Source organism: Enterobacter sp. E12 (assembly GCF_014596715.2).
Taxonomy (GTDB): domain Bacteria; phylum Pseudomonadota; class Gammaproteobacteria; order Enterobacterales; family Enterobacteriaceae; genus Enterobacter; species Enterobacter bugandensis.
In genome coordinates this window covers 1,639,747-1,666,222 of the sequence record NZ_CP115601.1, presented here as the reverse complement: position 1 = coordinate 1,666,222, position 26,476 = coordinate 1,639,747, and the positions used below count along the sequence as shown (strand labels likewise).

21 protein-coding genes are annotated in these 26,476 nt (G+C 56.1%); 1 reads left to right on the top strand and 20 read right to left on the bottom strand.

What is annotated here, in order from left to right; all coding sequences use genetic code 11:
- Nucleotides 1-15: 15 nt before the first annotated feature.
- The 7 genes from IB212_RS07825 to cmoM form a co-directional block, all read right to left on the bottom strand.
- Nucleotides 16-663, bottom strand: coding sequence for an MBL fold metallo-hydrolase (locus IB212_RS07825; protein ID WP_041910618.1), 648 nt, complete (start codon nt 661-663; stop codon nt 16-18).
- A 20-nt stretch (nt 664-683) separates the two neighbouring features.
- Nucleotides 684-1,235, bottom strand: coding sequence for a YcbK family protein (locus IB212_RS07820; RefSeq protein WP_028012580.1), 552 nt, complete (start codon nt 1,233-1,235; stop codon nt 684-686).
- 174 nt (nt 1,236-1,409) lie between these two features.
- Nucleotides 1,410-3,233, bottom strand: a complete 1,824-nt coding sequence (gene ldtD / locus IB212_RS07815) for a L,D-transpeptidase (protein ID WP_041910619.1) — start codon at nt 3,231-3,233, stop codon at nt 1,410-1,412.
- A gap of 178 nt (nt 3,234-3,411) precedes the next feature.
- Nucleotides 3,412-7,863: a chromosome partition protein MukB gene (gene mukB / locus IB212_RS07810; protein ID WP_041910620.1), complete on the bottom strand. Its 4,452-nt coding sequence runs from the start codon at nt 7,861-7,863 to the stop codon at nt 3,412-3,414.
- Entirely contained in the window at nt 7,863-8,567 is a 705-nt protein-coding gene (gene mukE / locus IB212_RS07805) for a chromosome partition protein MukE (protein WP_008499954.1), read from the bottom strand. Before mukE ends, mukB begins: the two co-directional genes overlap by 1 nt.
- On the bottom strand, nt 8,548-9,870 hold the full coding sequence (gene mukF, locus IB212_RS07800; protein WP_041910621.1) for a chromosome partition protein MukF: 1,323 nt from the start codon (nt 9,868-9,870) through the stop codon (nt 8,548-8,550). The genes mukE and mukF overlap by 20 nt, the downstream gene beginning before the upstream one ends.
- Before the next feature lie 3 nt (nt 9,871-9,873).
- On the bottom strand, nt 9,874-10,653 hold the full coding sequence (cmoM, locus tag IB212_RS07795) for a tRNA uridine 5-oxyacetic acid(34) methyltransferase CmoM (protein ID WP_028012576.1): 780 nt from the start codon (nt 10,651-10,653) through the stop codon (nt 9,874-9,876).
- Between the two features lie 124 nt (nt 10,654-10,777).
- On the opposite strand from cmoM, the gene elyC reads away from it, so the two are divergent.
- On the top strand, nt 10,778-11,557 hold the full coding sequence (gene elyC, locus IB212_RS07790) for an envelope biogenesis factor ElyC (protein ID WP_028012575.1): 780 nt from the start codon (nt 10,778-10,780) through the stop codon (nt 11,555-11,557).
- Here the strand turns inward: elyC and IB212_RS07785 are convergent.
- From IB212_RS07785 to IB212_RS07725, 13 genes are all read right to left on the bottom strand, one after another.
- Nucleotides 11,534-12,427, bottom strand: coding sequence for a YcbJ family phosphotransferase (locus IB212_RS07785; protein WP_028012574.1), 894 nt, complete (start codon nt 12,425-12,427; stop codon nt 11,534-11,536). The two genes, elyC and IB212_RS07785, sit on opposite strands and share 24 nt — an antisense overlap.
- Before the next feature lie 141 nt (nt 12,428-12,568).
- Nucleotides 12,569-13,315, bottom strand: a complete 747-nt coding sequence (kdsB, locus tag IB212_RS07780; RefSeq protein WP_028012573.1) for a 3-deoxy-manno-octulosonate cytidylyltransferase — start codon at nt 13,313-13,315, stop codon at nt 12,569-12,571.
- The gene (gene ycaR, locus IB212_RS07775) at nt 13,312-13,494 is read right to left on the bottom strand and encodes a protein YcaR (protein WP_006174474.1); all 183 of its coding nucleotides are present in this window, start codon (nt 13,492-13,494) and stop codon (nt 13,312-13,314) included. The genes kdsB and ycaR overlap by 4 nt, the downstream gene beginning before the upstream one ends.
- A 45-nt stretch (nt 13,495-13,539) precedes the next feature.
- Entirely contained in the window at nt 13,540-14,769 is a 1,230-nt protein-coding gene (locus tag IB212_RS07770) for a winged helix-turn-helix domain-containing protein (RefSeq protein ID WP_041910622.1), read from the bottom strand.
- 44 nt (nt 14,770-14,813) lie between these two features.
- A complete protein-coding gene (lpxK, locus tag IB212_RS07765; protein ID WP_041910623.1) occupies nt 14,814-15,791 on the bottom strand; it encodes a tetraacyldisaccharide 4'-kinase in 978 nt (325 codons plus the stop codon).
- Entirely contained in the window at nt 15,788-17,536 is a 1,749-nt protein-coding gene (gene msbA / locus IB212_RS07760) for a lipid A ABC transporter ATP-binding protein/permease MsbA (protein WP_028012570.1), read from the bottom strand. Before msbA ends, lpxK begins: the two co-directional genes overlap by 4 nt.
- Nucleotides 17,537-17,572: 36 nt before the next feature.
- Nucleotides 17,573-19,837 (bottom strand): ComEC family protein, encoded by a 2,265-nt coding sequence (locus tag IB212_RS07755; protein ID WP_041910624.1) that lies wholly within the window; start codon nt 19,835-19,837, stop codon nt 17,573-17,575.
- A 214-nt stretch (nt 19,838-20,051) separates the two neighbouring features.
- Entirely contained in the window at nt 20,052-20,339 is a 288-nt protein-coding gene (ihfB, locus tag IB212_RS07750; RefSeq protein ID WP_008499965.1) for an integration host factor subunit beta, read from the bottom strand.
- 170 nt (nt 20,340-20,509) lie between these two features.
- A complete protein-coding gene (gene rpsA / locus IB212_RS07745) occupies nt 20,510-22,183 on the bottom strand; it encodes a 30S ribosomal protein S1 (RefSeq protein ID WP_008499966.1) in 1,674 nt (557 codons plus the stop codon).
- 111 nt (nt 22,184-22,294) lie between these two features.
- Nucleotides 22,295-22,978 carry a (d)CMP kinase gene (gene cmk, locus IB212_RS07740; protein ID WP_045327246.1) on the bottom strand — a complete coding sequence of 228 codons (684 nt, stop codon included), beginning with the start codon at nt 22,976-22,978 and terminating at the stop codon, nt 22,295-22,297.
- A gap of 185 nt (nt 22,979-23,163) precedes the next feature.
- Entirely contained in the window at nt 23,164-24,447 is a 1,284-nt protein-coding gene (aroA, locus tag IB212_RS07735) for a 3-phosphoshikimate 1-carboxyvinyltransferase (protein ID WP_041910626.1), read from the bottom strand.
- Nucleotides 24,448-24,516: 69 nt separating this feature from the next.
- On the bottom strand, nt 24,517-25,605 hold the full coding sequence (gene serC / locus IB212_RS07730; protein WP_041910627.1) for a 3-phosphoserine/phosphohydroxythreonine transaminase: 1,089 nt from the start codon (nt 25,603-25,605) through the stop codon (nt 24,517-24,519).
- A gap of 162 nt (nt 25,606-25,767) precedes the next feature.
- Nucleotides 25,768-26,460, bottom strand: coding sequence for a DUF421 domain-containing protein (locus tag IB212_RS07725; RefSeq protein WP_028012566.1), 693 nt, complete (start codon nt 26,458-26,460; stop codon nt 25,768-25,770).
- Nucleotides 26,461-26,476: the final 16 nt, after the last annotated feature.

Here is a 26,476-nt window from a genome sequence, read left to right as displayed (position 1 = left end):
GCTTTTTTGTGCTGGTTACCAGACAGGCATTTCATCCTGAAGGAACGGGTTATGGAGCCGTTCATAGCCCAGCGTCGACATCGGACCGTGTCCAGGGATAAACGTTACGTCATCACCCAGCGGCAATAACTTCTGTTTAATCGACTGAATCAGCTGCCCGTGATCGCCGCGCGGAAAATCGCTGCGTCCTACGCCACCTTTGAAAATCACATCGCCGGAAATCAGCAGACGGGACTGGTCGTCAAAGAAGACGATATGGCCTGGCGTATGCCCAGGACAATGCAACACCTGTAAAGTCACATTCCCTACGTTAACGCGCTCTCCTTCGTTCAACCAGCGATCGGGCGTCAATGTCAGACACTCATCAAGGCCAAACATGCGGCTTTGGGCGGGTAACCCCTGCAGCCAGAACTCATCTTCTTTTTCCGGGCCAATAATCGGCACACCGTAGTGTTTAGCCAGTTCAGCCGCTGCGCCTACATGGTCGAGGTGACCATGCGTCAGTAAAATCTGCATCAGCGTCACGCCGCTGTCGGCAACGTCCTGCTTGATTTTCTCAGCGTCACCGCCGGGATCGACAAGCGCGGCCAGTTTGGTTTGCTCGCACCAGATTAATGAACAGTTCTGGGAGAACGCGGTAACCGGAATAATACGATAGTTCATACTGCTCCTGTGTTTCGTTATTACCAGTGCCGAACCGGCCCGGTATCAATATGCACAAAGTTGCTACGTGGGTAATATCCTACACCACCAGCGCGCATAGATAACGCGGCTTTGCGAATATTGGCTAAAGAAACGCCTTCAATGTGGAAATCCATTGCCTGTCCCTTCGTGTGGTAGCTTTTTTTCGCTACCCCACGGCTATGGGCGCGCAGTTCATTGTTGGTATCAATTGAGCGATAACCAGAAATAAGCTGCACCGGCTTGCTGGTGCCCAGCAGGCCCTGAAGGCGGAAAAGCTGATCAAACAGTCCTGGGTCGATGGCTTTTACTTTATTCGCGCGGAAATCACGGAAAAAATGGTTGAGTCTTGCTAATTCATCCTGAATATAGCCTCTGCCATCGAAAAACTCCGCTTTTAGCGACTCACCGGTGTGAAGATTGCTGAGCGTTAAAACGCGCGGACGAGGTGTCGAGAGGGTGGCAAATGCTGGCGTCGGTAAGATGGCCGCTGCACCAAGCGCAACACCACCTAACGCCAGCAGCTTGCGGCGATTAGCGTCAAATTTGTCCATGATAATCAGGTCTACAGGTCAATGAAATCGTAATATGCTTAGCGCACGAAGGGCACCTTAACTGGCAAAACAGGGTACGTCAAGGCGCCCAACCCCAGTGAATACGCGGCTTACAGCGATATTGGCCCCGATTCACCATAACTTACGACAATCATTTTTCCCGAACTACTTCATTTACCTGATTAATTGTTCCGCTTTTGGCAAAATTTGTGCGCCGGATCGCGCGGTGAGATCATAATTGTAAATATCTGTACGGTACTGCGTGCGACCGTCTTCACCCACAAACGCTGTCAGATAATAAAGATTAACCGGAATGTTGTGGCGAATATTCACGTAGCGCGTATCACCCTGCTTCAGGGCGTCAGAAATACGCGTATCGTTCCAGCCCGCATCCTGCAGCAGCATGTTGGCCAACTCCGAGGCTTTATTCACCCGCACGCAGCCTGAACTCAGTGCCCGGGTATCTTTCTGGAACAGATTGTGGTTCGGCGTATCGTGCAGATAGATAGCATCTGAACTTGGCATGTTGAATTTGTAGCGCCCCAGCGAGTTATGGGCTCCGGGAGCCTGCTGGAAGCGGAACGGCAGGTTGGAGGCCGTGATCGTCGACCAGTCGACCATGTAAGGATCGATCGCCTCTTTACTGTTCCAGCCACGCATGACCGTATAGCCGTGACGTTCCAGATAACCCGGATCGTTCCAGACCTTAGGCAGAATGTCCTTACGCGCCAGCGTCGGCGGCACGTTCCACGGCGGGTTAACCACCACGTTATTTAACGCGCTGCTCATCATCGGCGTTTTGCGATCCGGACGCCCGACAATCACGCGCGAGGCCAGCTTCTCGCTACCGTCCTGATAATAAACCAGTGAATAGGCCGGGATATTGACCATAATGCCGGTAGACAGCGTGCCCGGCAGCAAACGCAAACGCTGAATATTAAGCGCCAGCACCCCGGCCCGCTGCGCAGGCGATACGTTAAGCCAGTCACGCGTTGAGGGTCCAATGACGCCATCGGCTCCCAGCCCCTGAGCGGCCTGGAACTGTTTAACCGCGGCGACCAGCTCGCGATCGTAAGCCTCGGGCTTATTGCTCAGGGTAGTGGCCTTGTTCTCTTTTATGGGCGCTGACGGGCTGACCACCGCGCTTTGCGGATCGTCGCCCGGCAGGGCAATCTTCGGCCCGCCATCAAGAATACCGGAGCGTTTAAGGATCTCGCGCAGGGCTGGCACATCGCTGCTCCACTGACCCGGACGCAGCGTTGCGGTCCCCCGCATTTGCGGCCATGGACGCGAGTCCCCCACCAGCGCGAGGAGCGACTGGTGCATCGTGGCATACTGTGGATGCGCCGGCGCGAGGCTGGTAATGAAGTGCGGCAGGTCGCCGTTATCCAGCGCTAATTGCCACTGGTTAATCACCGACAGGGCTGGCGTCGCCAGCTTATAGGGCCTATCGCTGTACAGCCAGCGGTTGCCATTGACCGGAATACCCGCCACAAACTGCAGGTAACCCATCATGGCATCGGAAAGGACCACGTCCCGCGCCTGACCGGTGACGGCAGGATCGGTTAGCAGCTCAACCCACTTCGTAAACTGCGGCTGGAATCCCGCAATCGCCACTTCCGCCAGCTGTTGCTGGAAGGCGCGCACGGCTTCACGATTTTCCCACATGGGTTTCATATCGCGGGCAGCATATAGCAGCGTGAGCTGATTGATATAGGCAGGCGTGTAGCCTGAAGGCAGGCCTGTCTGGAGCTGCTGGCTGAGCGATTCAACGTCGATGCCTTCCGGCAGCGGCTTAATCCCGGCCATGATGGCCGTTGCCGTAGACTGTTCCAGCGGCTGAGACAATGACGTCGGCTGCGCGCCTGTCGTTGCGGTGCTGTCAGTCGGCACAATTTCAGGCTCGTCGGCCTGGGCGGTTAACAGTGGAGCAAACATCACTGCCAGACATAAACTCAGCGCTGACAGTTGACGACCACATTCTTTCTTTAGCAACATCCCTTGCCCCCTGTTTTCACGACATGCCCATCACGGTGGGGCTTTCTTTTATTATAGGTAGACGACAACTCTGTTGCCTTACCTTATGTAAAGAAGTTTAAAGATAACGCAGCCCTGAACACAAGTTAAGAGAATAAAAAAAGCGGCGCTTCTGCGCCGCTCTTTGTAACAAAACGCCTCAGGAAGCGTCTGCCGTGGTTTCCGGCAATGATTCCGGCGGCTGCGGCGCAAAGCCACGCAGCCCGACAACATGCACGTGTTCGCTGTTCTGGAACACTTTACGCACCAGCTTATAGGTGGTGCCTTTTTCAGGGCTGATGTTTTCCGGTGCCGCAATGATGAGCTGCATATCGAGACGTTCGCAAAGCTCAAACAGCGTGGCAATCGAGCGGGCATCAAGACGCGCCGCTTCATCGAGGAACAGCAGTCGGCATGGGGAGATGTCTTTCCCGCGCAGGCGGCGCGCTTCATCTTCCCAGCTCTGTACCACCATCACCAGAATCGACATCCCGGTACCAATGGCTTCACCGGTCGACAGCGCTCCGGATTCCGCACGCAGCCAGCCGTCTGAACCACGGTTTACCTCAACTTCCATTTCCAGGTAGTTACGATAGTCCAGCAGCTCTTCACCGATGGTTTGCGGAGTACGCTGGCCCATATCAATCTGCGGATTCAGGCGCTGATACAGCTTCGCCAGCGCTTCGGAGAAGGTCAGACGGTTGCTGTTGAACAGATCCTGATGCTGCTCGTGCTGCTCAGAGAGCACTTCCAGCAGCGTCGCGTGGGCTTCGCGCACGTTGACGTTAAGACGCACGCTGTTGACCTGACCAAACGAGACGCTCTGCAGCCCCTGGTTCAGCTGGCGGATACGGTTCTGCTCGCGCTGAATGGTTTTGCGAATGATATTCGCCACGCTGCGGGAGCTGATCGCCAGCTTCTGCTCGCGGGAGGTCAGCTCTTCCGTCAGGCGGCCCAGCTCGATTTCCATCTGTTCGATGGCTTCGACCGGATCGTCGGTACGAATGATGTCCTGACGAATACGTTCGCGCAGGTGCTGGTAAACCGCCACGAAGAACTGGATTTTACGTTCCGGACGTTTTGGATCTTCCGACATACGCAGCACATCGCGCAGGTGTTCGTTATCCGCCACCGCCAGACGCAGCGCACCCAGCGCCTTATCCGACATCGAACGCAGCTCATCGGCAGAAAGGTATGCCAGCTCGCGACGGTGCAGGCGACGTTCAACGTTGTTGTCTTTCACCATCCGCATCACGGCGCACCAGCCCGCTTTCGCCGTCACGACCTGCTCGCGCATCTCATGATAGTCGCGCTCCAGCTTGCGCAGGCGGCGGGTCAGGTTATCCATTTCCGCTTCGCAGAAGGTCAGCGCTTTTTCCAGCTGATTACGACGCGCGCGGTTATTGCTGAGCTGGCTATGCAGCTCATCACGACGAATGCGCGCGCGCTCTTCCGCCCCGCTGTCGGCACGAACGCCAATGTCCTGCAGCTCTTTCTGCAGGTCGTTTAACAGCTCTTTCTTGGTGTCGAAGGAGCTTTTCAGCGAAGCCAGCACCTGGTTGTACTGGTTCAGCTGAGCGGAGTGGCTGCGCATCGCTTCGCGAGCGCGGGTACGTTCCGCTTCCGCCTGCTCAAGGCGCTGGCGCAGTTTTTCATTCAGGTCGCTGTTACCGCTCAGCATTTCAGCCGAATCGGAGTAGCCGAAGTGCGCACGACGCTGCACCACTTCCGTCAGGGCAAACGCCTGCTGACGCGCTTCACGCTGCACCTGCTGCGACCAGGCGTAATCTTCTTTTAACTGCTCGAACTGTTCCGGGTCGCTCTGCAGTACAGACACGACGGGCTCCAGCTTCGCCAGCTGGTTGCCGTGCTGCTGCACGAAGCGCGCGGCTTCCTGGGCTTCATCCAGACGTTCCTGGATCTCATCCACGCGGTCGGCCAGCGTGTCATCCGCCAGCAGGTTCAGGCGCGGCAGAATGCGGTTAAGGGCAGCGACGCCCTCTTTCGCCTGTTCGAACTGGACGCGGCTCTGCTGGTTGTCACTTTCATGACTGGCAATCGCGCGCTCCAGCTCGCCACGGCGGGTGTTGAGCTTGCGGATTTCCGCTTCCGGGTCGGCTTCAAACGCCACGCCCAGATGGCTGCCGATAAAGCGGCTGAACGCCTGGTGCAGACGCTGGGTTTTCTGTACGTCAAACGACAGAGTGGCAAAGCGTTCAGACAGCGTTTCACGCTCGGCGTGGAGACTCTCGATGCGGCTTTCGCGCGCGGCGCGGCCAAACAGCGGCAGCTCCGGGAAGCGGGAGTAACGCCACTGGCGATCGGCGATTTTCACCACCACCGCTTTTTCCAGCTCGTCAACGCTGAAAACGCTGTCATCGAACGACTGCGGATCCCCTTCGATCAGGTAGAGATCTTCCGGGCAATCTTCCAGCCCTGCGAGCTGCTCAGAAATCAGCGACAGATCCGGCACCACAATTGCGTTGCGGGATGGACCGTACAGCGCGGAGAAGTACGGCGCATCGTCCAGGCCAACGTCATCGTAAATCTCAGACAGCAGTACGCCGCCAAAACGCTCGGCTAACGTGTTCAGACGCGGATCTTCTGACCCGCCCGGCTGGCTTAAGCGCTCGATTTCTTCATCGACGTCACGCTTGCGGGCACCCACTTCGTCACGTTCAACAATGGCTTCGCGCTCGCGCTCTAGCAGCTGTTGCAGGTATTCGGTCACTTCCTGGCTGGACTCGAACTGCTCGCCGCACTGTTCGCTGAGCTGGTTCAGGCTGCTTTGCGCTGCCAGCCAGACCGGCGCACGTTGCAGGAGCGCCTTCGAACGGGACTGAAGCTGCTCCAGCTCCTGACGCAGCGTCATACGCTGTTCGCTGGCATTTGATACGGTATCGGACAGGGCCGCAATACGCGCTTCCAGTTCCTGATGCAGCACCTCGAGCTCGTCGAAATCGTAATGTTTACCCTGACGCTTGCAGAACTCGGCCAGCAGACGTTCGGCTTCCTGCTGCTCGCGCAGGCGCTGTTCCAGCTCGTTCAGGCGCATACGCAGCGGCTGCACCTGCTCGGCCAGATGGCGCTGGTTGACGCCGTCGCGCAGCAGTTCACGGGCAACGTCCCAGGCTTCGCTACGCGCCAGCGGGCCGTTAATGGCAACTACCAGCTGATAAGCCTGTTCAAACTGGCTGTGCGCCGTTTGCGCGACGCTCATTTTCTGTTCAAGCGAGAGCAGTTTCTCGGTGGCTTCCTGCTCTTTGGCCTGGAAGGTGTCCAGCCACTCGTCGGCACTTTCCGGCGTCAGATCCGGCAGATGACACAGCTCTTTCGCACGCTGTAGCGCCTGCAGCGCCTGGTTGTATTGAATCGCACGCGTCTGCTGCACGTCCAGCGCCTGCTGGTAGTCCGCAAGCTGGCTTTTCAGCTCGTCCACTTCCAGCTCGGCGGCTTCGGCGCGGGCTTCATTCTCTTCCTGCATCTCGGCGGCTTCGGCCACTACTTCATTTTGCTCTTCGAGACGAATTTGCAGCTCATCGAGGTCCGCTTCGTAGCGTTCGATCTTTTCCTGCTGACGCAGCGCGGTCTGCACCAGGTTCAGGTGATCGCTGGCGGCCTGATAGTCGGCTTCCAGGTCGCCCTCGGCACCGTTGTGCTCACCCAGCTCGCGCGCCATTTCGACGTGCTTGTACTGCTCGGCCACCAGCTGTTTACGGGAGGTAAACAGCTCGCGGCGATATTCTAATGCCTGATCGAGATGGACGCGGCGCTCGTTGGCGTGGCGCATGTAGTCCGCCGCAACGTAGTTGGTCGCTTCACTGATCAGGTGTTTAAACAGGTCGCGGTCAGACTGGGTAACGCGAATCGCTTCCAGCGTCATGCGGTTTTCACGCAGTGCCGCCTCCATGTCCTGGAAGGCCTTACGCACGCCGCTGTTTTCCGGCAGCAGATAGTCACGCAGGGAACGGGTAATGGCGCTGGAGATACCGCCGTACAGGGACGCTTCGATCAGACGGTAGTATTTACTACGGTCTGAAGCGGTGCGCAGACGGCGCGCCACCACGCCCAGATCGAACATCAGTGAGTGATAGTCAGTAATCGAGTTGAACTGCTTAAACTGCACCCCTTCGATGGCTTCAAGCTTGTCCTTCAGCTCCTGCAGCGTCAGGACGCGCGCCTGGCGTTCATTCAGCGTTTCCGTCAGCAGCGCGGTCGGCTGTACGGAGGTTGGCAGCCCCTGAATGGCGAACGGTTTGATATCCACTTTACGGTCGCGGCCGGCAACCTGTTGCAGACGTACGCCCACCACCACGCGCTGGTGACGGGAGTTGATGACGTCCAGCACGGAATAACAGACGCCCGCTTTCAGCTTACCGTGCAGGCCTTTATCGCGGGAGCCGCTTGTCGCGCCCGCTTCGGTGGTGTTACGGAAGTGAAGCAGCGTCAGGTCGGGGATTAGCGCCGTTACAAACGCCGCCATGGTGGTGGATTTACCCGCCCCGTTACCACCTGAGAGCGTCGTGACCAGCTCATCCAGATCGAAGGTTCGGGCAAAGAAGCCGTTCCAGTTAATCAGCGTCAGTGAGCGAAATTTACCGCGTTCAATCATTACTCTTCCTCCCCGCTATCCGGCAGATTCTCTTCATGCTCATCATTGAGCTGCAAATGGTTTTCCACCGGCATCGCTTCACCGTCGCGGATCATGCGAAGCTGCGCTTCACGCGCATCATCGCCCGCACGCACGTCGGCGCCGAAGCGGAAGACCGATTCCGTGATGCGGAATTTGCTGCTGTCGTGGCCCATAAACCAGACCATCCCCAGACGGCGCAGACGGTTCAGGGAAGAGCGAACCTTTTCCTGTAATTTTTGACGGTCAAGATCCGACCCCGTCGAACGGTTATTCACCAGCTTAAGCAGCTTGCTCTCATCCGCCAGCGTCAGCAGTTCATCGTACAGCTCCTGCTGGGTGAAGATGCCTTCATTTGCCAGGCGTTCCGGGCTGAGGTAGAGATAGCAAAGAATTTTGCCAACCATCATGTCCAGCTCGGAGAGCACGGAGCGCGGGATCAGGGTCGTGGAACGCGGGCGCAGATAGAAAAAGCCTTCCGGCGCGCGGATAAGCTCCACGTTATAGCGGGCGTAAAACTCTTCCAGGTACTCCTGGAAGTCCATCAAAAAGGCGTGATTATCCAGCTCGTCCAGGCCAATGTGACGACCGGCACGCAGCTGGCTGTCCAGCGCCGGAAATAACGGATTCGCCAGCGCCTGTGCCAGCTTAACTGGCATCACTTGTTCAATATTTGTCAATGACATGCGCCTGTACCTTGGCTCCGTAATCGTTAATTGGCTGCCACTTCGGCGGCAGTCCGGTGAAGTCTGCTTGCGCGATACCCAGGCGCACCGCCTGGTCTACCACAATGCGGGCAACGTCGAAGTGGCGCGCGCGCGGATATTGCGCCAGATAGTCGCGCACCACGAGCCCAAGATCCAGCGGCGCTTGTCTGGTTTTGTAGACGGCGAGCTGTTCTTCGATCATCGCCGCAAGTTGCTCACGAATTTCGTTGAATTCTTCGTACTCCAGATCCGGCGGCAGTTCACCGGTGACCTCTTCATCGCGCAGCGCCATCTCTTCGTCGCGCATATCCAACAGACGATCGGCATTGGCATAGGTCAGCGCCCACGGTGCATCAAAGTAGGTCTGTACCGACTGACGAAGACGCTGAGCAAAGACGCGGTTTTTATCCATATCAATCGCGGTACGGATAAATTTATGCACGTGGCGGTCATAGCCGATCCACAGATCGATCGACTGCTGGCCCCAGCTGATAATGCGGTCAAGTTTGCTCTGCAGATCAAACACCAGACGGTCGATAAAATGCAGATCGTCGTGCGCCAGGGTCGCATCCTGGATGCGCAGCAGGTTGGCCTGCAGCTTGTCCCCTGCGGCCTCCAGCGTATCCTGCAGCTCACGCAGCGTACCGGAGGTTTCTGACAATAAAAGTTCACAGCTGGAAATGGCCGCACGCCAGTCTTTGTTCAGCAGCTGCGCGATATCATCTTTCACCTGCTGCTGCTGCTCGTCCATCAGACGCTGAGTGAGATCGATACTGTCGAAAATCTCGGCCACCGAGTATTTCAGCGGCGCGTAAACGTTGCGGTGCCAGTGGAATTCGTCACCGTTTTCATCGGCCGCGTCAGCGGCACGTTTAAGCTCACCCGCCACGATCGAGAGCTGCATGGAGAGACGCAGCGTGGAAAATTCGCGCTGGCGAATGTAGTAGTCGGTGATGCCGATGCCCAGCGGCGTCAGGCGATAGATGGCGTTTCCTTCCGCCTGCTCGCTGGTAAAGCGGTTCAGCAGACGTTGACGCACCATATCGTTGATTGCGTTATTGGCACGCACGCTAATGGTTTCGCTGGTTTGCTCAAACGCATCACTGACGTGGCGGAACGCATCCACCAATTCACCCTCGCTCATTTCACCATCCAGCCGTTCGCCGTTCAGCGTGGCAACCGCCAGCAGGAAAGAGAGTCTGTCTACCGGCAGCGAGATGGAGAAATCGTTTTTCCTGGCCCAGGCAACCAGTTCGGGGACTGTCTGGGAAAATTCACTCATAGGTTATCCTTGCATCTGCGGCTTGTGCGCGGTGACGTGAATATAGCGGCCAAGGCTGACGAACGGCTCCTGGCGGCAATACCGCGTTTCTAATTCTGTTAAGGTGTCAAAACAGTCACGCTGTTTGTGTTTTTCACGCAGATAATCATGAAACACCCTGACGCCCGTCTTCCCGACGATCTGCCAGCCAATCTCTTCCAGCCAGCCGTAAACCTGCTGCGGATCGCGCGGATAGTCCGGGGAAAGCGTGCGTTTTTTCTTTTTCGGCATCCCGACCTGAACATAGTCGAAGTTCCCTGCCACCATGTTGTGCATCAGGAAGCCGTTAGCATTGTAGAACATCAGCGACAGCGTACCGCCCGGACGTAACATTGACCACAGGGTTTGTAACACGCTTTGCGGATCGGCAACCCACTCCAGCACCGCATGAAACAATATCAGATCAACCTGGGTTTCCAAATGCTGCGCGATGTCCTGAGCGGCGCATTGTATAAAATGCATGTTGTCGCTCACACCTTTCTCTTCTGCCGCACGCGTCGCGCGGGCGACCATTTCAGCAGAAAGATCGCAAAGCGTGACGTGATGACCGCGTTCAGCCATTTTTATCGCCGTCTGCCCTTCACCACCACCGGCGTCCAGCACGCGCAACGTTTGACCACCGAACGTCGCCAGAATAGTGTCCAGATCCTGCCAGAGGATCGTCTGACGGAGCTGCCCTTTCGTGGTGCCATAAATGTTGCGCGAAAACTTTTCCGCGATGTCATCAAAATTGCGATCCCGCATTGGGAGAGTTCCACTCGCTAACTGCAAAACCGCTATTTTGTCACACCCGCGCGGAGAATGAACCTCTCTGGTGTAATATCACCGGTAATCATCTGCTGTATGGTCAAAAAAGGAACCAAAAAGGATGCTTTTTACCCTTAAGAAATACGTTGGAGGGATGATGCTTCCCCTTCCGCTGCTGCTTATCATCATCGCGCTGGGGCTGGCGCTGGTGTGGTTTAGTCGCTTTCAGAAGAGTGGCAAAACGCTTATTACGTTCGGCTGGCTGGTCCTGCTGCTGCTGAGCCTGCAGCCGGTGGCGGATGGACTGCTGCGCCCCATCGAAAACAGGTACCCTACGTGGCAGGGAAACCAGAAAGTTGATTACATCGTTGTGCTGGGCGGCGGGTATACCTGGGACCCTGACTGGGCCCCCAGTTCGAACCTGATCAACAACAGCCTGCCGCGGCTAAACGAAGGTATTCGCCTGTGGCTGGCGAATCCGGGATCAAAAATGATCTTCACCGGCGCAGCGGCCAAAACCAACCCGGTGAGTACGGCTGAAGCGGGGGCCAGAATCGCGGAATCGCTCGGCGTACCGCGTTCCTCTATCATCACGCTGGACAGCCCAAAGGATACCGAGGAAGAGGCTGCCGCGGTGAAGCAGGCGATTGGCGATGTTCCGTTCTTACTGGTGACCTCCGCCTCGCACCTGCCAAGAGCGATGATTTTCTTCGAGAAGCAAGGTTTGCACCCGCTTCCCGCACCGGCAAACCAGATGGCCATCAGCGCGCCGCTCAACCCATGGGAACGGGTGATCCCCTCTCCGATGTGGTTGATGCATAGCGATCGCGTTGGCTACGAGACGCTCGGACGCCTCTGGCAGTGGCTGAAAGGCTCGTCAGGCGAGCCAGGGCAAGAGTGATTTAGCCGCCAGATCGAAGTTGGCGCGATTGAAACGTCCGGTGTTGACCAGTTGCGCCACTTCGTCCCAGAGCAGATAAAGCCAGCGACGCCAGAGAAACGCCTCTGCAACGGGCGCGCGTTGAAGGTAGTGCCACAGTAAACCTTCCGCCGCCCCGCTGTCGCTGAGCCTGAACAGCTCATATTCCCGCGGTGCCCAGAGCATGATCCCCGGCCCTAGCATCGCCAGGAGCTGATCGCTGCGGGAGTCTTTGAGCATACTGCGCAGAGTAAAATTGCCGTGGATCAGCACGCAGTTGTCGTTAAAGCCGTCGAACAGCGCCGGTAAGCACTCGCGGGTGCGAAACAGAATACGTTTGTCCTGCATGGTCAAGCCGGTATTGTTGAACTGGTTAAGCGTCCCCCACAGCACTTCCACCCGCTGGCGATACCACAGCGGCCACAGGTTTTCCTGGGTGCTGTCAACCGGACCAACAAGCCCTCGGCTATCCTGTCGGTGCCAGGCCAGCAGCGCCTCAACAATCTGATCTTTCAGCTGTTCCCAGCGTTCCGGCGTACGCGCGGGCGCTTCTACCGGCACACCGCGTAAACGCTCAATCAGCAGTACGTCCGGGCCGGGATGTTCCTCGTGGGTCATCACGCCGTACACGGTCGGCATACGGACGGTTCCCTCCCGTGCCAGCATCGACATTTTCCAGGCAAGCTGCCTGGCCACGCCCGGCGACGAGAAGCTTCGTGCCATCAGCGGCATCGGGTTGCCCTGGCCGTCATACAACGACCAGAGCGCGGTATCGACCTTTTCACTCACGCATTCGACCCGGCTTAACTTCTCACCCAGCAGATGGCTAAGTTCGGCACGCAGCTGTTCCATATGAGATTACCCCCATTAAGACTACTGCTTTTATAATGAGCGCACAGCGTGAAGATGTCACCCGGAAGAGATCAATTAGGGTAAAGAAAGGGGAATTTGCGGGGAGAGGACATCCCTCCGAAAGGAGGGATGCAGGCGGGATTAGCGCAACTCGGCGCGGACGCGCTCAAGATCTTCCGGCGTATCAACGCCCGTTCCCGGTACTTCGCGGGCAACGGCAACGTGGATTTTTTCGCCATACCAGAGCACGCGAAGCTGCTCCAGCATTTCGATATGCTCCAGCGGGCTCGGTGCCCAGGCTACATAGCGGCGAATAAAGCCGGCGCGATAGCCGTAGATCCCAATATGACGCAGGAAAGAATCACCGATGGTCTCTTTAGAGAGCGCAAAGCGATCGCGATCCCACGGAATCGTAGCGCGGGAGAAATAGAGCGCATAGCCTTCGGCATCCATCACCACCTTCACCGCATTCGGATTGAATGCCTCTTCAGCGTGGTGAATAGGCACCGCGAGCGTCGCCATACCGACCTGACGCTGCGCCAGGTTTTCCGCCACCTGACGGATAATAACGGCCGGGATCATCGGCTCGTCGCCCTGCACGTTTACGATGACCGTATCGTCACTGAAACCACATTTCTCAACCACTTCAGCCAGACGCTCGGTGCCGGACTGGTGATCGGCGCGGGTCATGCACACCTCACCGCCTGCGGCCTCAACCGCACGGGCGACATCAGGATGATCGGTTGCAACGATAATGCGGTCGGCACCGGACTCACGCGCCCGCTCAAGGACATGCACAATCATCGGCTTGCCGTTGATATCTACCAGCGGTTTACCCGGCAGACGCGTTGAGGCATAACGTGCAGGAATAATGACAACAAAACTCATGGTTTGCTCTCTTCTGCCACCAGGGAACGGGCTTCATTTTCCAGCAGTACCGGAATGCCGTCACGCAGCGGGAAGGCCAGACTGTCCAGCTTGCAGATCAGCTCCTGTTTGTCCTGGCTGTAGTAAAGTTTGCCGTTGCATACCGGGCAGGCAATAATTTCAAGTAAACGGTGATCCATAGTTCCTCCGTATGGGTAATCGCTAAAGCTTAACACATTCCCTTTTCAGGGCGTGCCTGTTTCCCAGCCACTTCGACAGGATGTGAATAACCCGTCAGGTACCCGGCCAAGCGTTACGTCGCGAGCCTCCTGCCAGCGCGCGAACTCGCTAATGGCGGACGTTAACCCTTTTTCCAGGCTCGCCGTGACCCTGATGCCCTCTTGCAGATAAAGGGCAATGACTTCAAGCGTGCCGGTCTTGCGGTGCATTTTGGCATCCATGCGTCCGACCAGTTGTCCCTTGTGCAGCAGCGGTAAAACAAAGTAGCCGTATTGCCGCTTTGGCGCCGGGGTATAGCATTCCAGCCGGTAGCTGAAGTCAAACAGCTGCTCGGCGCGTTTTCTGTCCCAGACAACCGGGTCGAACGGCGACAATACCGCGCTGTGGGTCGCCCGGAGTTTCCCCTCCAGAGCCTCGGGCAGCAGAGGGACAAGATCCGCATGCAGCCACATTTCTCCCAGCGTTTCCACCATAACGGGAATAACTCGCTGTTCACGCTGCCACATCCCCAGCAGAGGCTTCAGCGCAGGCTGACGGAGACGGTAATAGTCTGCCAGCCATTGCGGACGGAAAATGCCCAGGCTGCGGGCGCTGTTCTCCAGCATGATGGCCTCGGCCGCCTCCTGAGTAAGCAGATCCCGCTCGTCGTCCCAGTGAGGCATTACGCGATGCGTCAGATCATAAACGCGCTGAAAATTACGCCGTTCAATGACCATGACTTTGCCTGACGTGAACAACCCTTCAAGATGACGCTTGTGCGGCTTCCACTCCCACCATCCGCCTGCACCTTTGCGCGGATGTTCAAAATCGGCGGATCGAACGGGGCCGTTTTCCTGAATATGGCTGATAAGCTGCTCTATTTCGGCCTCATGTTCCTCCATCCACGCCTGCCGGTATTTCCATCCCATCTTTTCCGGAGCAAGCATACGGTGACGTACCAGGGCGAAATCACTACGGGGCAGGAAGCAGGCTTCGTGAGCCCAGTACTCCATCAGCTCCCCTTTGGAGAGCGCCTCATCCAGCCACTGCGGAGGATAACTCCCCAGGCGGCTAAACAGCACCAGGTAAGGGCTACGGGCGACAATGTTAATGGTGTCGATTTGGAGCAGCGACATGCGCTGGACGGTAGAGAGGATATCGGCAGGCTGCGCGCGGCGACGGGGCTTTTTGAGCAGCCCCTGCGCGGCAAGGTGTAAATGACGTGCGGCTGAAAGCGAGAGTTGCGGTAAAGACATGCGTTTTCCTGTCAGTCAAAGCGCCACCAGAACCGCGTAAGCCTCTACTGCACCAACGCAATCAGTTCCTTAAGCAATTGTTCCGGCTGTTCGCCGCTGAGTTCAGCGTCAACGGGCAGATACCACCAGTTTTCTTTCGCAAAGGCACGGCATTTCACCGCATCTTTTTCGGTCATAATGAGCGTCTGGCCAGGCGCGGTAAACGCCTCAACCTGCTCTGCCACCATCGCCTGATGGTCAGCCAGCGGAACGCGTTTTTCCAGCCGGGCGCCACACTGTTCCAGCGTCGCGAAGAAGCGCGGCGGATGACCAATACCCGCCATTGCCACCAGCGAAGGCAGTTCTGCAACCGCCCGGCGTTCACCCGTCACCAGGTTGACCGCCATTCCCGGTAACAGACGCATAGGAATTTCACCCGCCTCGGCTTCACCGCCGTTAACAATCACCGCATCAACGGACTTCAGACGCGAAGCCCGTTCACGCATGGGGCCAGCGGGCAGCCACCAGCCGTTGCCGAAACGACGAACGCCGTCGATAACTACAATCTCTTTATCACGCGCCAGAGCGTAATGCTGCAGGCCGTCGTCAGTGATGATGATTTGTGCCGCGTGTTCAGCAAGCAGGGCCTGCACGGCGTCGCTGCGCACCGGGGAGACCGCAACCGGCGCACCGGTACGCTGGAAAATCAATACTGGCTCATCACCTGCTTCTGCGGTCGTGGTTTCCGCCGACAGCAGCAATGGGTAGCGCGCCGCTTTACCACCATACCCACGCGATACCACGCCGGGGCGGATGCCGCGTTTTTGCAACTGCTCCACCAGCCAGATCACCACTGGCGTTTTGCCGTTGCCGCCCGCCGTGAGGTTACCCACCACGACTACCGGAACCGGCGCGCGCCAGGCACGCTTGATACCCAGACGGTAAAACAGGCGAATAATGCCGCTCACCAGGCCGTACAGCCAGGAGAGCGGCAAAAGCAGCAGCCACAGCGGGGATTCACCGGACCAGATGCGTGCAATCATTCGCCGAACTGCATCTTATGAAGCTGGGCGTAAACGCCACGATGTTCCAGCAGATCGGCATGGCTTCCGCGTTCAACAATGATGCCGTCCTCAACCACGACGATCTCATCTGCCTGCTCAATAGTGGACAGACGGTGCGCAATCACCAGCGACGTACGGTTCTTTTGCAGTTCATCCAGCGCCGACTGAATCGCGCGTTCAGATTCCGTATCCAGTGCAGATGTTGCTTCGTCCAGGATCAGTATCGGGCTATCGCGCAGCAGCGCGCGCGCAATGGCAATACGCTGGCGCTGACCGCCGGAGAGCAGTACCCCGTTTTCACCGATGATCGTATCCAGACCGTTATCCATCTTGTTGATAAAGTCCATTGCATACGCCATACGCGCGGCGTTCTCAATCTGCTCGCGGCTGTACTCGTCAGTGCGCGCATAAGCAATGTTGTTGGCAACCGTATCGTTGAAGAGATGCACGTTCTGAGAAACCAGCGCAACCTGGTTACGCAGCGACTGCAGGGTGTACTCCCGCAGGTCGTGACCATCCAGCAGGATCTCACCTTCGTTAATATCGTAGAAACGAGTGATGAGGCTCGCAATGGTGGATTTACCGGAGCCGGAGCGGCCTACCAGCGCAACGGTTTTACCTGCCGGAATCGTCAGGTTGATATTGCGCAGAGCCGGCGTTTCGCGGCCTGGATAGGTGAAGGTCACGTTGCGGAACTCCACGTCGCCACGCGCGCGCTCTACCTCGCGTGTACCTTCGTCTTTTTCCTGTTCAGAATCCAGAATGCTGAACAGCGTCTGGCAGGCGGCCATCCCGCGCTGGAACTGGGCGTTCACGTTGGTCAGGGATTTCAGCGGGCGCATCAGGGCAATCATCGAGGAGAAGACTACGGTGATAGTACCCGCCGTCAGCGTCTCCATTACGCTCGGGAAGCTTGCCGCATAAAGAACGAACGCCAACGCCAGTGAGGCAATCAGCTGAATGATCGGGTCAGAGATGGAAGAGGCCGAGACCATCTTCATCCCCTGCAGACGCATTTTGTTGCTGACTTTGTCAAAGCGTTTGGTTTCAACTTCCTGACCGCCGAAGATCAACACTTCTTTGTGCCCTTTCAGCATCTGTTCTGCGCTGGTCGTCACCTGCCCCATGGTGTTCTGCATATTCTTACTGATATTGCGGAAGCGCTTTGAGACGACGCGGATAGCAATGGACACGACCGGTGCCAGCACGATAAGGATCAGCGACAGCTGCCAGCTGTAATAGAACATCATTGCAAACAGACCGATGATCGACGCTCCTTCGCGCACGACGGTAATCAGCGCGCTTGAAGAGGAGGAGGCAACCTGCTCTGAATCGTAGGTAATACGAGACAGCAGCGTCCCGGTGGATTGCTTGTCAAAGAATGAGACCGGCATGCCCATCATGTGGCTGAACAGACGACGGCGCATGGTCATAACCACTTTCCCGGAAACCCAGGAGATACAGTAGCTGGAGATATAGCTGGTGATACCACGTAAGATCATCAGCCCGATAACCACCAGAGGCATCCATAGCAACACTGAGCGATCCGTTTTACCAAAACCGTCGTCCAGTAACGGTTTGAGGAGCGATAACATAAAAGTATCGCTGGCTGCGTTGAGGATTAACGCTACACCCGCCACGATCAGGCCTGCTTTAAAGGGAGCAATCATCGGCCAGAGTCGGCGGAAGGTTTGCCACGTGGAGAGATCTTTGTCGTTATGCATTCAAAAAACCAGCATTTGTTGAAATAGCCGCATATTCTACCCGTTATCTACGGGCGCGCCAAACCACTGATGATACCAGGGGGGTAAAAATTGATCCCGCACGCGCCGGATTTGCCAGCGATGGTGCGAAAATGTCACCGATATTTGCCCGGAATGGGGGGTATCGTGCCAGATATATCCCTCTTTTCGATAGCGCCGGACTACTTTAGCCGACGGGAATCGCCATGCGTTATAGCGGGCCGCTGAATCCAGCGCAATCTCCCCTTCCAGGCGCTGTACCAGCGGCAATGAAGACGAGGTATTGCTGCCGTGATGAGGTACCTGTATGAGGGTGGACGTCAGATGCTGCCAGTAATGGCTAAGCATAGCCTGTTCTGCCTGTGCTTCAATGTCTCCCGTCAGCAGAACGCTCTGCTCGCCGTCGTCAATTTTTACCACGCAGGAGTGATTGTTACCCTGAGCCGGATAATTTTCAGTGGGCCAGTGGACGGTGAACGTTAACCCCTGCCATTGCCATCTTTGCCCGCGAAAGCAGGGACGATGCCCAGTCTGGTGCAACGGACTTCTTACCCACATTTCGGGCCATGTTTTTTGCAGCGATACAAGACCTCCCGCATGGTCGAGATGCTCATGGCTGAGAATAACGCCTTCCGGCTGCAGATGATGCCAGCGCAGCCATGGAATAATTAACCGCTGTGCACTATCCCCGCCCGGCCAGGCAAGCCCGGTATCGTAAAGAATGGCTTTTCCCTGTCGTTCAATAACCATTGCCAGCCCCTGCCCCACGTCCAGCATATGGAGCGTCCAGGCGTCGCTTTTCGCCGTTCGCCAGAGGGGAGAAGCCAGCAAGACACTTCCCGCCAGACAAACGGCAGGAACGGTTTTCCAGGCGCGGAAACGCCAGCCGATGAGGATAAGCCACGGCAGTAACGTCATGTACTGCCAGCGCTGGTCCACACTCTGCCAGCCGTCTGGCAGGCGCATCAGCAACCAGAACAACCCGGCAAGCGTCTTATCGGCTGCATACCAGATGCCGCTTTCCAGCCCCGCCAGCGGCAGCAGATGGAGCAGCATGCCAAGTAAAATCAGCGGTACGCAGACAAACGTCACCAACGGCACGGCAAAGAAGTTGGCGATCAACGATGAAATGCTAAAGCCATGGAAAATCAGAACCTGTAGCGGCATGAGAAGTAACAGCATGCCGACCTGCAGATAGACAAGGTTCAGCAGCGGACGTATCCGGCGAGCCCACTGCCAGTGAGGAAGCGGCAACCACTGAAACCAGAAAATCAGCGCGGCGACGGCAAATGCAGACAAAAGCAGACTCTGCGAAAGTATGGCTAAGGGATCGCTTATCAGGATCGCCGCGACACAGCAGATCCACACCTGCCATGGAGACCATTGCCGGGACCCGATCCGCAGCGCCGCCAGTACAGCAAGTGCGATGACCGTGCGTAGCGCGGGCGGTTGCAGACCGGTCAGCCAGGCGTAGAAAGCAGCAAAGAATAACCCTGCCAGCAGAGGCATTTGCCAGTTGACCCGATGGCAAGGTAATAAAAACTGAAGCCCGCGCACAAGAAACCAGACGATGGAGGCCGCCAGCGCGATATGCAGACCCGAAATCGCCATCAGATGCAGCGTGCCGGTTTCACGCATCAGGTCTTTTATTTCCCTGGGGACATCCAGACGTTCTCCCATGCCCAGCCCGAGGATAACCGCGCCCCAGCGATAAACTGAAAGTCGGTTTTGCAGCGATGTCAGGTATTGCGCTCGCAGGCTGCAGCGTCCATCGATGAGTTCTGCATGGGTAAAACGCCCACTTAGCGTTTGATGGCGGGCAATAGCGCTGCGCTGGGGGTCATACCCTCCGTCGTTCAGTTCGCCGTGTACAGGCCTGAGCCGGAGCGTCATCGCCCAGCGCTGACCGGCACACGCTTTCTGCGGCAGATAATGACCATAAAGCGTTACGCCTGTTGACGCCCACCAGCGATGGCCATCAACGGTGAGTATTTTTCCCTGATGCACAGTGGCACCATCAGTCGCGGCGATCTCCACCTCGGCCTGTACGGCACCTGCGGTTAAATGCTGCATCGGCCAGACGCTCTCTTGCGCGGCCAGAATGCCCCACACGCAAAATAACAGCGTCAACCCCACATACTTCAGCCGTACGTTTTGGCGTGCGGCCAGTGCAACTGCGCCAGCCATCATTATCCAGATGGTATAACGCGATGGCAGTTCAGGTAACCAGAGTAACGGGGCTATCGCCAGAATGGCGCAGATACCTAAAGCGGGAATTCCCATTGCTACCTCCCTGTTTCTGGGTGGCAGTATGCGGGCAGATCGAGCGGGGTGTCAGGCGTGAAAAATGCAATCTACAGCAAGCGCTGCAAGGTTTTTAGCGCGTTGCAGAAAACGCAACTTAAAATGCGAGACACCTTCAGAATGAAAGTGACGGAGACAAAAAAAGCACCCGCAGGTGCTTTCTTTCGAACCCAGTTTAACCGGCTGGCTAAACTCAGTTGCCGTAAATATTGGCGCGATCGCGCAGTTCTTTACCCGGCTTAAAGTGTGGAACGTACTTCCCTTCCAGCTCGACTTTATCACCAGTTTTCGGGTTACGCCCGGTACGTGGAGCACGATAGTGCAGAGAAAAACTACCGAAACCGCGGATTTCAATGCGCTCGCCCTGGGCAAGAGTGGAGGCCATATGCTCCAGCATCTCTTTTACGGCATCTTCCACTGCCTTGGCAGGGATATGCGGTTGCTGACTGGCAAGTCTTTCAATCAATTCTGACTTGGTCATGATTCCTCCGGTTCCTTTCAAACCAATTAGCTGAACAGCTCATTAAACAAGGGCGGCCGTAGCCGCCCTTTGTTATTGATTACAGGACGAATCCTGCAATCTGTCAAGTCTGCTCCTCATCCTTCGCGCTGTAAATGCGTTACAGCTCAAATGATGCTGAGAACCTGATATTACTCGCCTTTAGCTGCTTTGAAAGCTTCAGCCATTGCGTTGTTAGAGAAGTTTGCATCTTCCTGTTTGTTAACAGTTGCGATTGCATCTTTCTCATCAGCTTCGTCTTTAGCACGAACAGACAGGCTGATTGCACGGTTCTTACGGTCAACACCGGTGAACTTAGCTTCAACGTCGTCGCCTACGTTCAGAACCAGAGTGGCATCTTCAACGCGGTCACGTGAAGCTTCAGAAGCGCGCAGGTAACCTTCAACGCCGTCAGCCAGTTCTACGGTTGCGCCTTTAGCGTCAACTGCAGTCACTTTACCGTTTACGATTGCGCCTTTCTTGTTCAGTGCAACCCAGTTGTTGAACGGATCTTCTGCGAGCTGTTTAACGCCCAGGGAGATACGCTCACGCTCTGCGTCAACCTGCAGAACAACTGCAGCGATTTCGTCGCCTTTTTTGTATTCACGAACTGCTTCTTCGCCTGCAACGTTCCAGGAGATGTCAGACAGGTGAACCAGGCCATCGATGCCGCCGTCCAGGCCGATGAAGATACCGAAGTCAGTGATAGACTTGATTTTACCTTCAACACGGTCGCCCTTGTTGTGGGTTTCCGCGAACTGCTGCCATGGGTTGTTTTTGCACTGCTTCAGGCCCAGGGAGATACGACGACGTTCTTCGTCGATATCCAGAACCATCACTTCCACTACATCACCAACGTTAACAACTTTGGATGGGTGGATGTTTTTGTTGGTCCAGTCCATTTCGGAAACGTGCACCAGGCCTTCAACGCCTTCTTCGATTTCAACGAAGCAGCCGTAGTCGGTCAGGTTGGTTACGCGACCAGTCAGTTTAGTACCTTCTGGGTAACGCTTAGCGATAGCTACCCATGGATCTTCGCCCAGCTGTTTCAGGCCGAGGGATACACGAGTACGCTCGCGGTCGAACTTCAGCACTTTAACAGTGATTTCGTCGCCCACGTTCACGATTTCGCTTGGGTGCTTAACGCGTTTCCACGCCATGTCGGTGATGTGCAGCAGGCCATCAACGCCGCCCAGGTCAACGAATGCGCCGTAGTCAGTGAGGTTCTTAACGATACCTTTGACTTCCATGCCTTCCTGCAGGTTTTCCAGCAGCTGATCGCGTTCTGCGCTGTTTTCGGATTCGATAACGGCACGACGGGAAACAACAACGTTGTTACGCTTCTGGTCCAGCTTGATTACTTTGAACTCAAGCTCTTTGCCTTCGAGGTGCAGGGTGTCACGGACTGGACGAACGTCTACCAGTGAACCTGGCAGGAACGCACGAATACCATTCAGCTCAACAGTGAAGCCACCTTTAACTTTGCCGTTGATAACACCGACCACAGTTTCAGCTTCTTCGTAAGCTTTCTCCAGCGTGATCCATGCTTCGTGACGTTTAGCTTTCTCACGAGACAGCAGGGTTTCGCCGAAGCCGTCTTCTACTGCGTCCAGAGCAACGTCAACTTCGTCACCAACCTGGATTTCCAGCTCGCCCTGGGCGTTTTTGAACTGCTCAGCCGGAATGGCGGACTCAGATTTCAGACCGGCGTCAACCAGTACTACGTCTTTGTCGATAGCAACAACAACACCGCGAACGATGGAACCCGGACGGGTTTCGATTTCTTTTAAGGATTCTTCAAACAGTTGAGCAAAAGATTCAGTCATGTTTAATCTTCAGGTTAATATTAACGTCCACCTGGCTCCGTGCCGGATGGGGTTGTTTCACATACCCGCCGTCAATCCATTGCAGCGGGGGTACTGCTAAATCGGTCGCGATTACGCGAGTGCCAGTTTTTGGCGCGCATATTGTAGCGCTTTTTCAATCACTTGCTCAATAGTTAAACTGGTTGAATCCAGAACTAATGCATCTTCTGCAGGAACAAGCGGTGCGACGGCGCGGTTACGATCGCGGTCATCGCGCTCTTTTATCTCGGATAAAAGGCGATCAAAGTTAACACTAAACCCCTTTTCCTGCAACTGAAGCATACGGCGTTGAGCACGTTCTTCCGAAGAGGCGTCAAGGAAGATTTTTACTGGCGCATCAGGGAAGACCACGGTTCCCATGTCGCGTCCATCAGCGATCAGACCCGGGGCTTCACGAAACGCTCGCTGGCGACGCAGCAGCGCCTCGCGAACGCGTGGGAAAGCCGCCACCTGGGAGGCCGCATTAGCAACTTCCTGCGTACGGATTTCGCCGCTCACGTCTTCCCCTTCCAGGATCACTTCCAGGTTGCCATTGGTAGAAACAAAACGCACATCCAGATGCGCAGCCAGCGGTACCAGCGCTTCTTCAGAGGCGACATCCACGTGATGATGCAGCGCAGCCAGCGCCAGCACGCGATAGATTGCTCCCGAATCTAAAAGATGCCATTGCAATGCTTCCGCCATCGCTTTGCACAGAGTACCTTTCCCTGCGCCACTCGGCCCATCAATGGTGATTACCGGGGCAACTGCCGTCATCTTTTTCTCCTTAAATAAGGCATACCGTTAACATGAACGCCGCGCATTATACGCGCCAACGTGCGCAACTGTTACCTTTGCGTGCAAATTACGGAATGATAGAAGCAGAGTGTAGAAGAAATGAGCGGGAAAGATCGTCAGGAAGCGTAAGGAAATGCCGCATCAGGTGATGCGGCAAGACTTCATCATGCCAGGGTGCTAATGCGCGCCAGCTGTTCGAAATAGTCCGGGAAGGTTTTCGCCGTACATTTCGGATCGAGAATGGTCACAGGGGTATCGGACAGCGCCACCAGCGAAAAACACATCGCCATACGGTGATCGTTATAGGTCCCGATTTCAGCAAAGTTCAGTTTTGCCGGCGGCGTGACGCGAATGTAATCTTCGCCCTCTTCTACCTCAGCGCCGACTTTACGCAACTCGGTTGCCATCGCGAACAGGCGGTCCGTCTCTTTTACGCGCCAGTTATAGATGTTGCGCAGCGTGGTGGTGCCTTTGGCAAACAGCGCCGCCGTGGCAATGGTCATCGCCGCATCCGGGATATGGTTCATGTCCATGTCGATGGCGTTCAGCTCACCGTGGGTACAGGAGATGAAATCATCCCCCCAGGTGACAACCGCGCCCATTTTTTCCAGCACGTCAGCAAAACGAATATCGCCCTGCACGCTGTTGCGGCCAATGCCGGTCACTTTTACCGTACCGCCTTTAATCGCGCCAGCGGCAAGGAAATAGGACGCGGATGAAGCATCGCCTTCAACCAGGTAGTTGCCCGGCGACTGGTACTGCTGCGCCCCACGCACGACAAAGCGCTGATAAGACTGGTTTTCAACCTCAACGCCGAAGGTTTTCATCAGATGCAGCGTAATATCAATATACGGTTTGGAGACCAGCTCACCTTTAATCGTGATAACCGTATCCTGCGGGGCCAGCGGCGCGGTCATCAGTAGCGCCGTCAGGAACTGGCTGGAGACGCTGCCGTCAACCTCGACGGTACCGCCGGTAAAGCCCCCGCGCAGACGCAGTGGCGGGTAATTTTCCTGCTCCAGATACTCAATCTGCGCGCCGCCCTGACGCAGGGCATCTACCAGATGGCCGATCGGACGCTCCTTCATGCGCGGCTCGCCGGTCAGCACGATGTTATTGCTCCCGAGGCACAGGGCCGCCGCCAGCGGACGCATCGCGGTACCCGCGTTACCCAGAAACAGCTCAAGCTCTTCACTCGCCCGCAGCGCGCCGCCGTTGCCGGTCACTTCGCAGCGGGTGCGATCGTCAGAGAGTGTGTAATGAACGCCCAACGCTTTCAGCGCATTGAGCATATGGCGCACGTCATCGCTGTCCAGCAGGTTGGTGAGGACGGTGGTGCCGTTTGCCAGAGCTGCCAGCAGCAGAGCGCGGTTCGAGACACTTTTTGAACCAGGCAGATTGATGGTGCCATCTACCCGCGCGATAGGTTGTAACGTCAGGGATTCCATGAAAACTAAACTCTCAACTCAACATAATAAAAACCCCGCAGGGACGCTGCGGGGGTGAAAAACAGCAAATTAACCGTGACGACGTTCGAAGTCGATCATGAAATCGGTCAGGGCTTTAACGCCTTCCAGCGGCATGGCGTTATAAATGGAGGCACGCATGCCGCCCACGACACGGTGACCTTTGAGCGCATGCAGACCTGCGGCGAAGGACTCTTCCAGGAACACTTTGTCCAGGTTGCTGTCCGCCAGCTGGAACGGCACGTTCATGCGGGAACGGTTAGCTTTCGCCACATCGTTGCGGTAGAAATCACTCTTGTCGATCACGCCATACAGCAGTTCGGCTTTCTGCTGATTGATCTTGTCCATCTGCGCCACGCCGCCGTTTTGCTTCAGCCATTTGAAGACCAGGCCGGAGAGATACCAGGCAAACGTAGGTGGGGTGTTGAACATGGAGTCGTTGTCATTCAGGACGGTGTAATCCAGGATTGACGGGCAGGACTTATGGGCTTTCCCCAGCAGGTCTTCACGGACGATGACAATAGTCAGCCCAGCAGGACCGATGTTTTTCTGAGCACCTGCGTAAATGACGCCGTAGCGACTGACGTCCAGCGGAGTGGACAGAATGGTTGAAGAGAAGTCCGCCGTCACAATGACATTGTCGCCAAAGTCTGGCTCTTCGTGAATGGCGATGCCGTCGATGGTTTCGTTCGGGCAGTAGTGGAGATACGCGGCGTTGTCAGACAGCTGCCACTCGCTCATCGGCTTCACGGCGCGCAGACCGTCAACGGTCACTTTGGCGTCGATAACGTTCGGCGTGCAGTATTTGTGCGCTTCTTTTACCGCACTGGCTGCCCAGTAGCCGGCATCGACGTAATCAGCGGTGGTTTTGTCGCCCAGCAGATTGAGCGGGATGCCCGCAAACTGGCCGCGTCCACCGCCGTGACAGAACAATACTTTGTAGTTCGAGGGAATGTTCAGCAGATCGCGAAAATCCTTTTCTGCCTCTTCCGCCACCTGAATAAACGCTTTACCACGGTGGCTGATTTCCATCACCGACGTACCCAGACCGTTCCAGTCACACAGCTCCTGTTGAGCCTGTTTGAGCACGTCTGCCGGTAACATTGCCGGACCTGAACTGAAATTAAAGACTTGAGCCATTTCCCCTCACCACGCTAAAAGCCATAAGTTATAACTGTGGATATCGGTTTTATCATTCAGTGACACGCGCCGCAATGTCTAAAACTTTTGGCCGGGGAAATGTGCCCTTCGTCACACAAAACAATCTGCCGCCTCGTCGTCACAAAACCGACAAAATCGCTGTCAGACGAGGCGTTTAGCCCGGCTAACCTTTGTCCATTCCGGATTTGCACAACGAGGGCATAATTGATGATCGCCCGCATGCATCCCCACAACATGACTACATTTTATACATGCATACTCCCCGGTTTCAGGTATCACCCTGAACCGTTCTACTAACATATCCGGCAGGATACACAGGCCGGGCTTAACGTCGTCATCAGCATAGTAATAGACGCTGATTTGCCCATTGGTTTCCATGATCGCCAGCCGCACCTGTCCGAGCTGTTCAACGCTATTCAGGCGCAGCTCCATAAAGAACTCAAACTCGGTCATATTGGCGCTTTGCACATTTTCCCAGGCCAGCTGACCGTCCTCGACAATAACGACCGGTTTCCCTTCAAGCAGATCTTCCAGCTTTTCACTTTTTGACATCAGCCACATCACCAGCCGGTAAAGCAAGGCGAGGGAAACAAAAACGATAAACACCGGCACCATCGGCACGTCGTCATAAAACGCGACGTCCCCCGCCGCCGAGCCCAGCGTCAGGATGATCAGCACTTCAAACAGCGACATCTGACGAACGCCACGACGGCCGGTAATTTTGAGAAACAGGAAGACGAGTACGAAGGTATACAGGCTGCGCAGCGCCACTTCGCCCAGAAATTCAGGTGGAACTTTATCAAACGCCATCCGCTGGAGATCAAATGCTTTCATTTTTCTATGCCTTTAC

Excerpts from the sequence above, each read along its gene's own strand:
- IB212_RS07825 (WP_041910618.1), bottom strand. The coding sequence starts at position 663 with ATGAACTATCGTATTATTCCGGTTACCGCGTTCTCCCAGAACTGTTCA.
- IB212_RS07820 (WP_028012580.1), bottom strand. The coding sequence starts at position 1,235 with ATGGACAAATTTGACGCTAATCGCCGCAAGCTGCTGGCGTTAGGTGGT.
- ldtD (WP_041910619.1), bottom strand. The coding sequence starts at position 3,233 with ATGTTGCTAAAGAAAGAATGTGGTCGTCAACTGTCAGCGCTGAGTTTA.
- mukB (WP_041910620.1), bottom strand. The coding sequence starts at position 7,863 with ATGATTGAACGCGGTAAATTTCGCTCACTGACGCTGATTAACTGGAAC.
- mukE (WP_008499954.1), bottom strand. The coding sequence starts at position 8,567 with ATGTCATTGACAAATATTGAACAAGTGATGCCAGTTAAGCTGGCACAG.
- mukF (WP_041910621.1), bottom strand. The coding sequence starts at position 9,870 with ATGAGTGAATTTTCCCAGACAGTCCCCGAACTGGTTGCCTGGGCCAGG.
- cmoM (WP_028012576.1), bottom strand. The coding sequence starts at position 10,653 with ATGCGGGATCGCAATTTTGATGACATCGCGGAAAAGTTTTCGCGCAAC.
- elyC (WP_028012575.1), top strand. The coding sequence starts at position 10,778 with ATGCTTTTTACCCTTAAGAAATACGTTGGAGGGATGATGCTTCCCCTT.
- IB212_RS07785 (WP_028012574.1), bottom strand. The coding sequence starts at position 12,427 with ATGGAACAGCTGCGTGCCGAACTTAGCCATCTGCTGGGTGAGAAGTTA.
- kdsB (WP_028012573.1), bottom strand. The coding sequence starts at position 13,315 with ATGAGTTTTGTTGTCATTATTCCTGCACGTTATGCCTCAACGCGTCTG.
- ycaR (WP_006174474.1), bottom strand. The coding sequence starts at position 13,494 with ATGGATCACCGTTTACTTGAAATTATTGCCTGCCCGGTATGCAACGGC.
- IB212_RS07770 (WP_041910622.1), bottom strand. The coding sequence starts at position 14,769 with ATGTCTTTACCGCAACTCTCGCTTTCAGCCGCACGTCATTTACACCTT.
- lpxK (WP_041910623.1), bottom strand. The coding sequence starts at position 15,791 with ATGATTGCACGCATCTGGTCCGGTGAATCCCCGCTGTGGCTGCTGCTT.
- msbA (WP_028012570.1), bottom strand. The coding sequence starts at position 17,536 with ATGCATAACGACAAAGATCTCTCCACGTGGCAAACCTTCCGCCGACTC.
- IB212_RS07755 (WP_041910624.1), bottom strand. The coding sequence starts at position 19,837 with ATGGGAATTCCCGCTTTAGGTATCTGCGCCATTCTGGCGATAGCCCCG.
- ihfB (WP_008499965.1), bottom strand. The coding sequence starts at position 20,339 with ATGACCAAGTCAGAATTGATTGAAAGACTTGCCAGTCAGCAACCGCAT.
- rpsA (WP_008499966.1), bottom strand. The coding sequence starts at position 22,183 with ATGACTGAATCTTTTGCTCAACTGTTTGAAGAATCCTTAAAAGAAATC.
- cmk (WP_045327246.1), bottom strand. The coding sequence starts at position 22,978 with ATGACGGCAGTTGCCCCGGTAATCACCATTGATGGGCCGAGTGGCGCA.
- aroA (WP_041910626.1), bottom strand. The coding sequence starts at position 24,447 with ATGGAATCCCTGACGTTACAACCTATCGCGCGGGTAGATGGCACCATC.
- serC (WP_041910627.1), bottom strand. The coding sequence starts at position 25,605 with ATGGCTCAAGTCTTTAATTTCAGTTCAGGTCCGGCAATGTTACCGGCA.
- IB212_RS07725 (WP_028012566.1), bottom strand. The coding sequence starts at position 26,460 with ATGAAAGCATTTGATCTCCAGCGGATGGCGTTTGATAAAGTTCCACCT.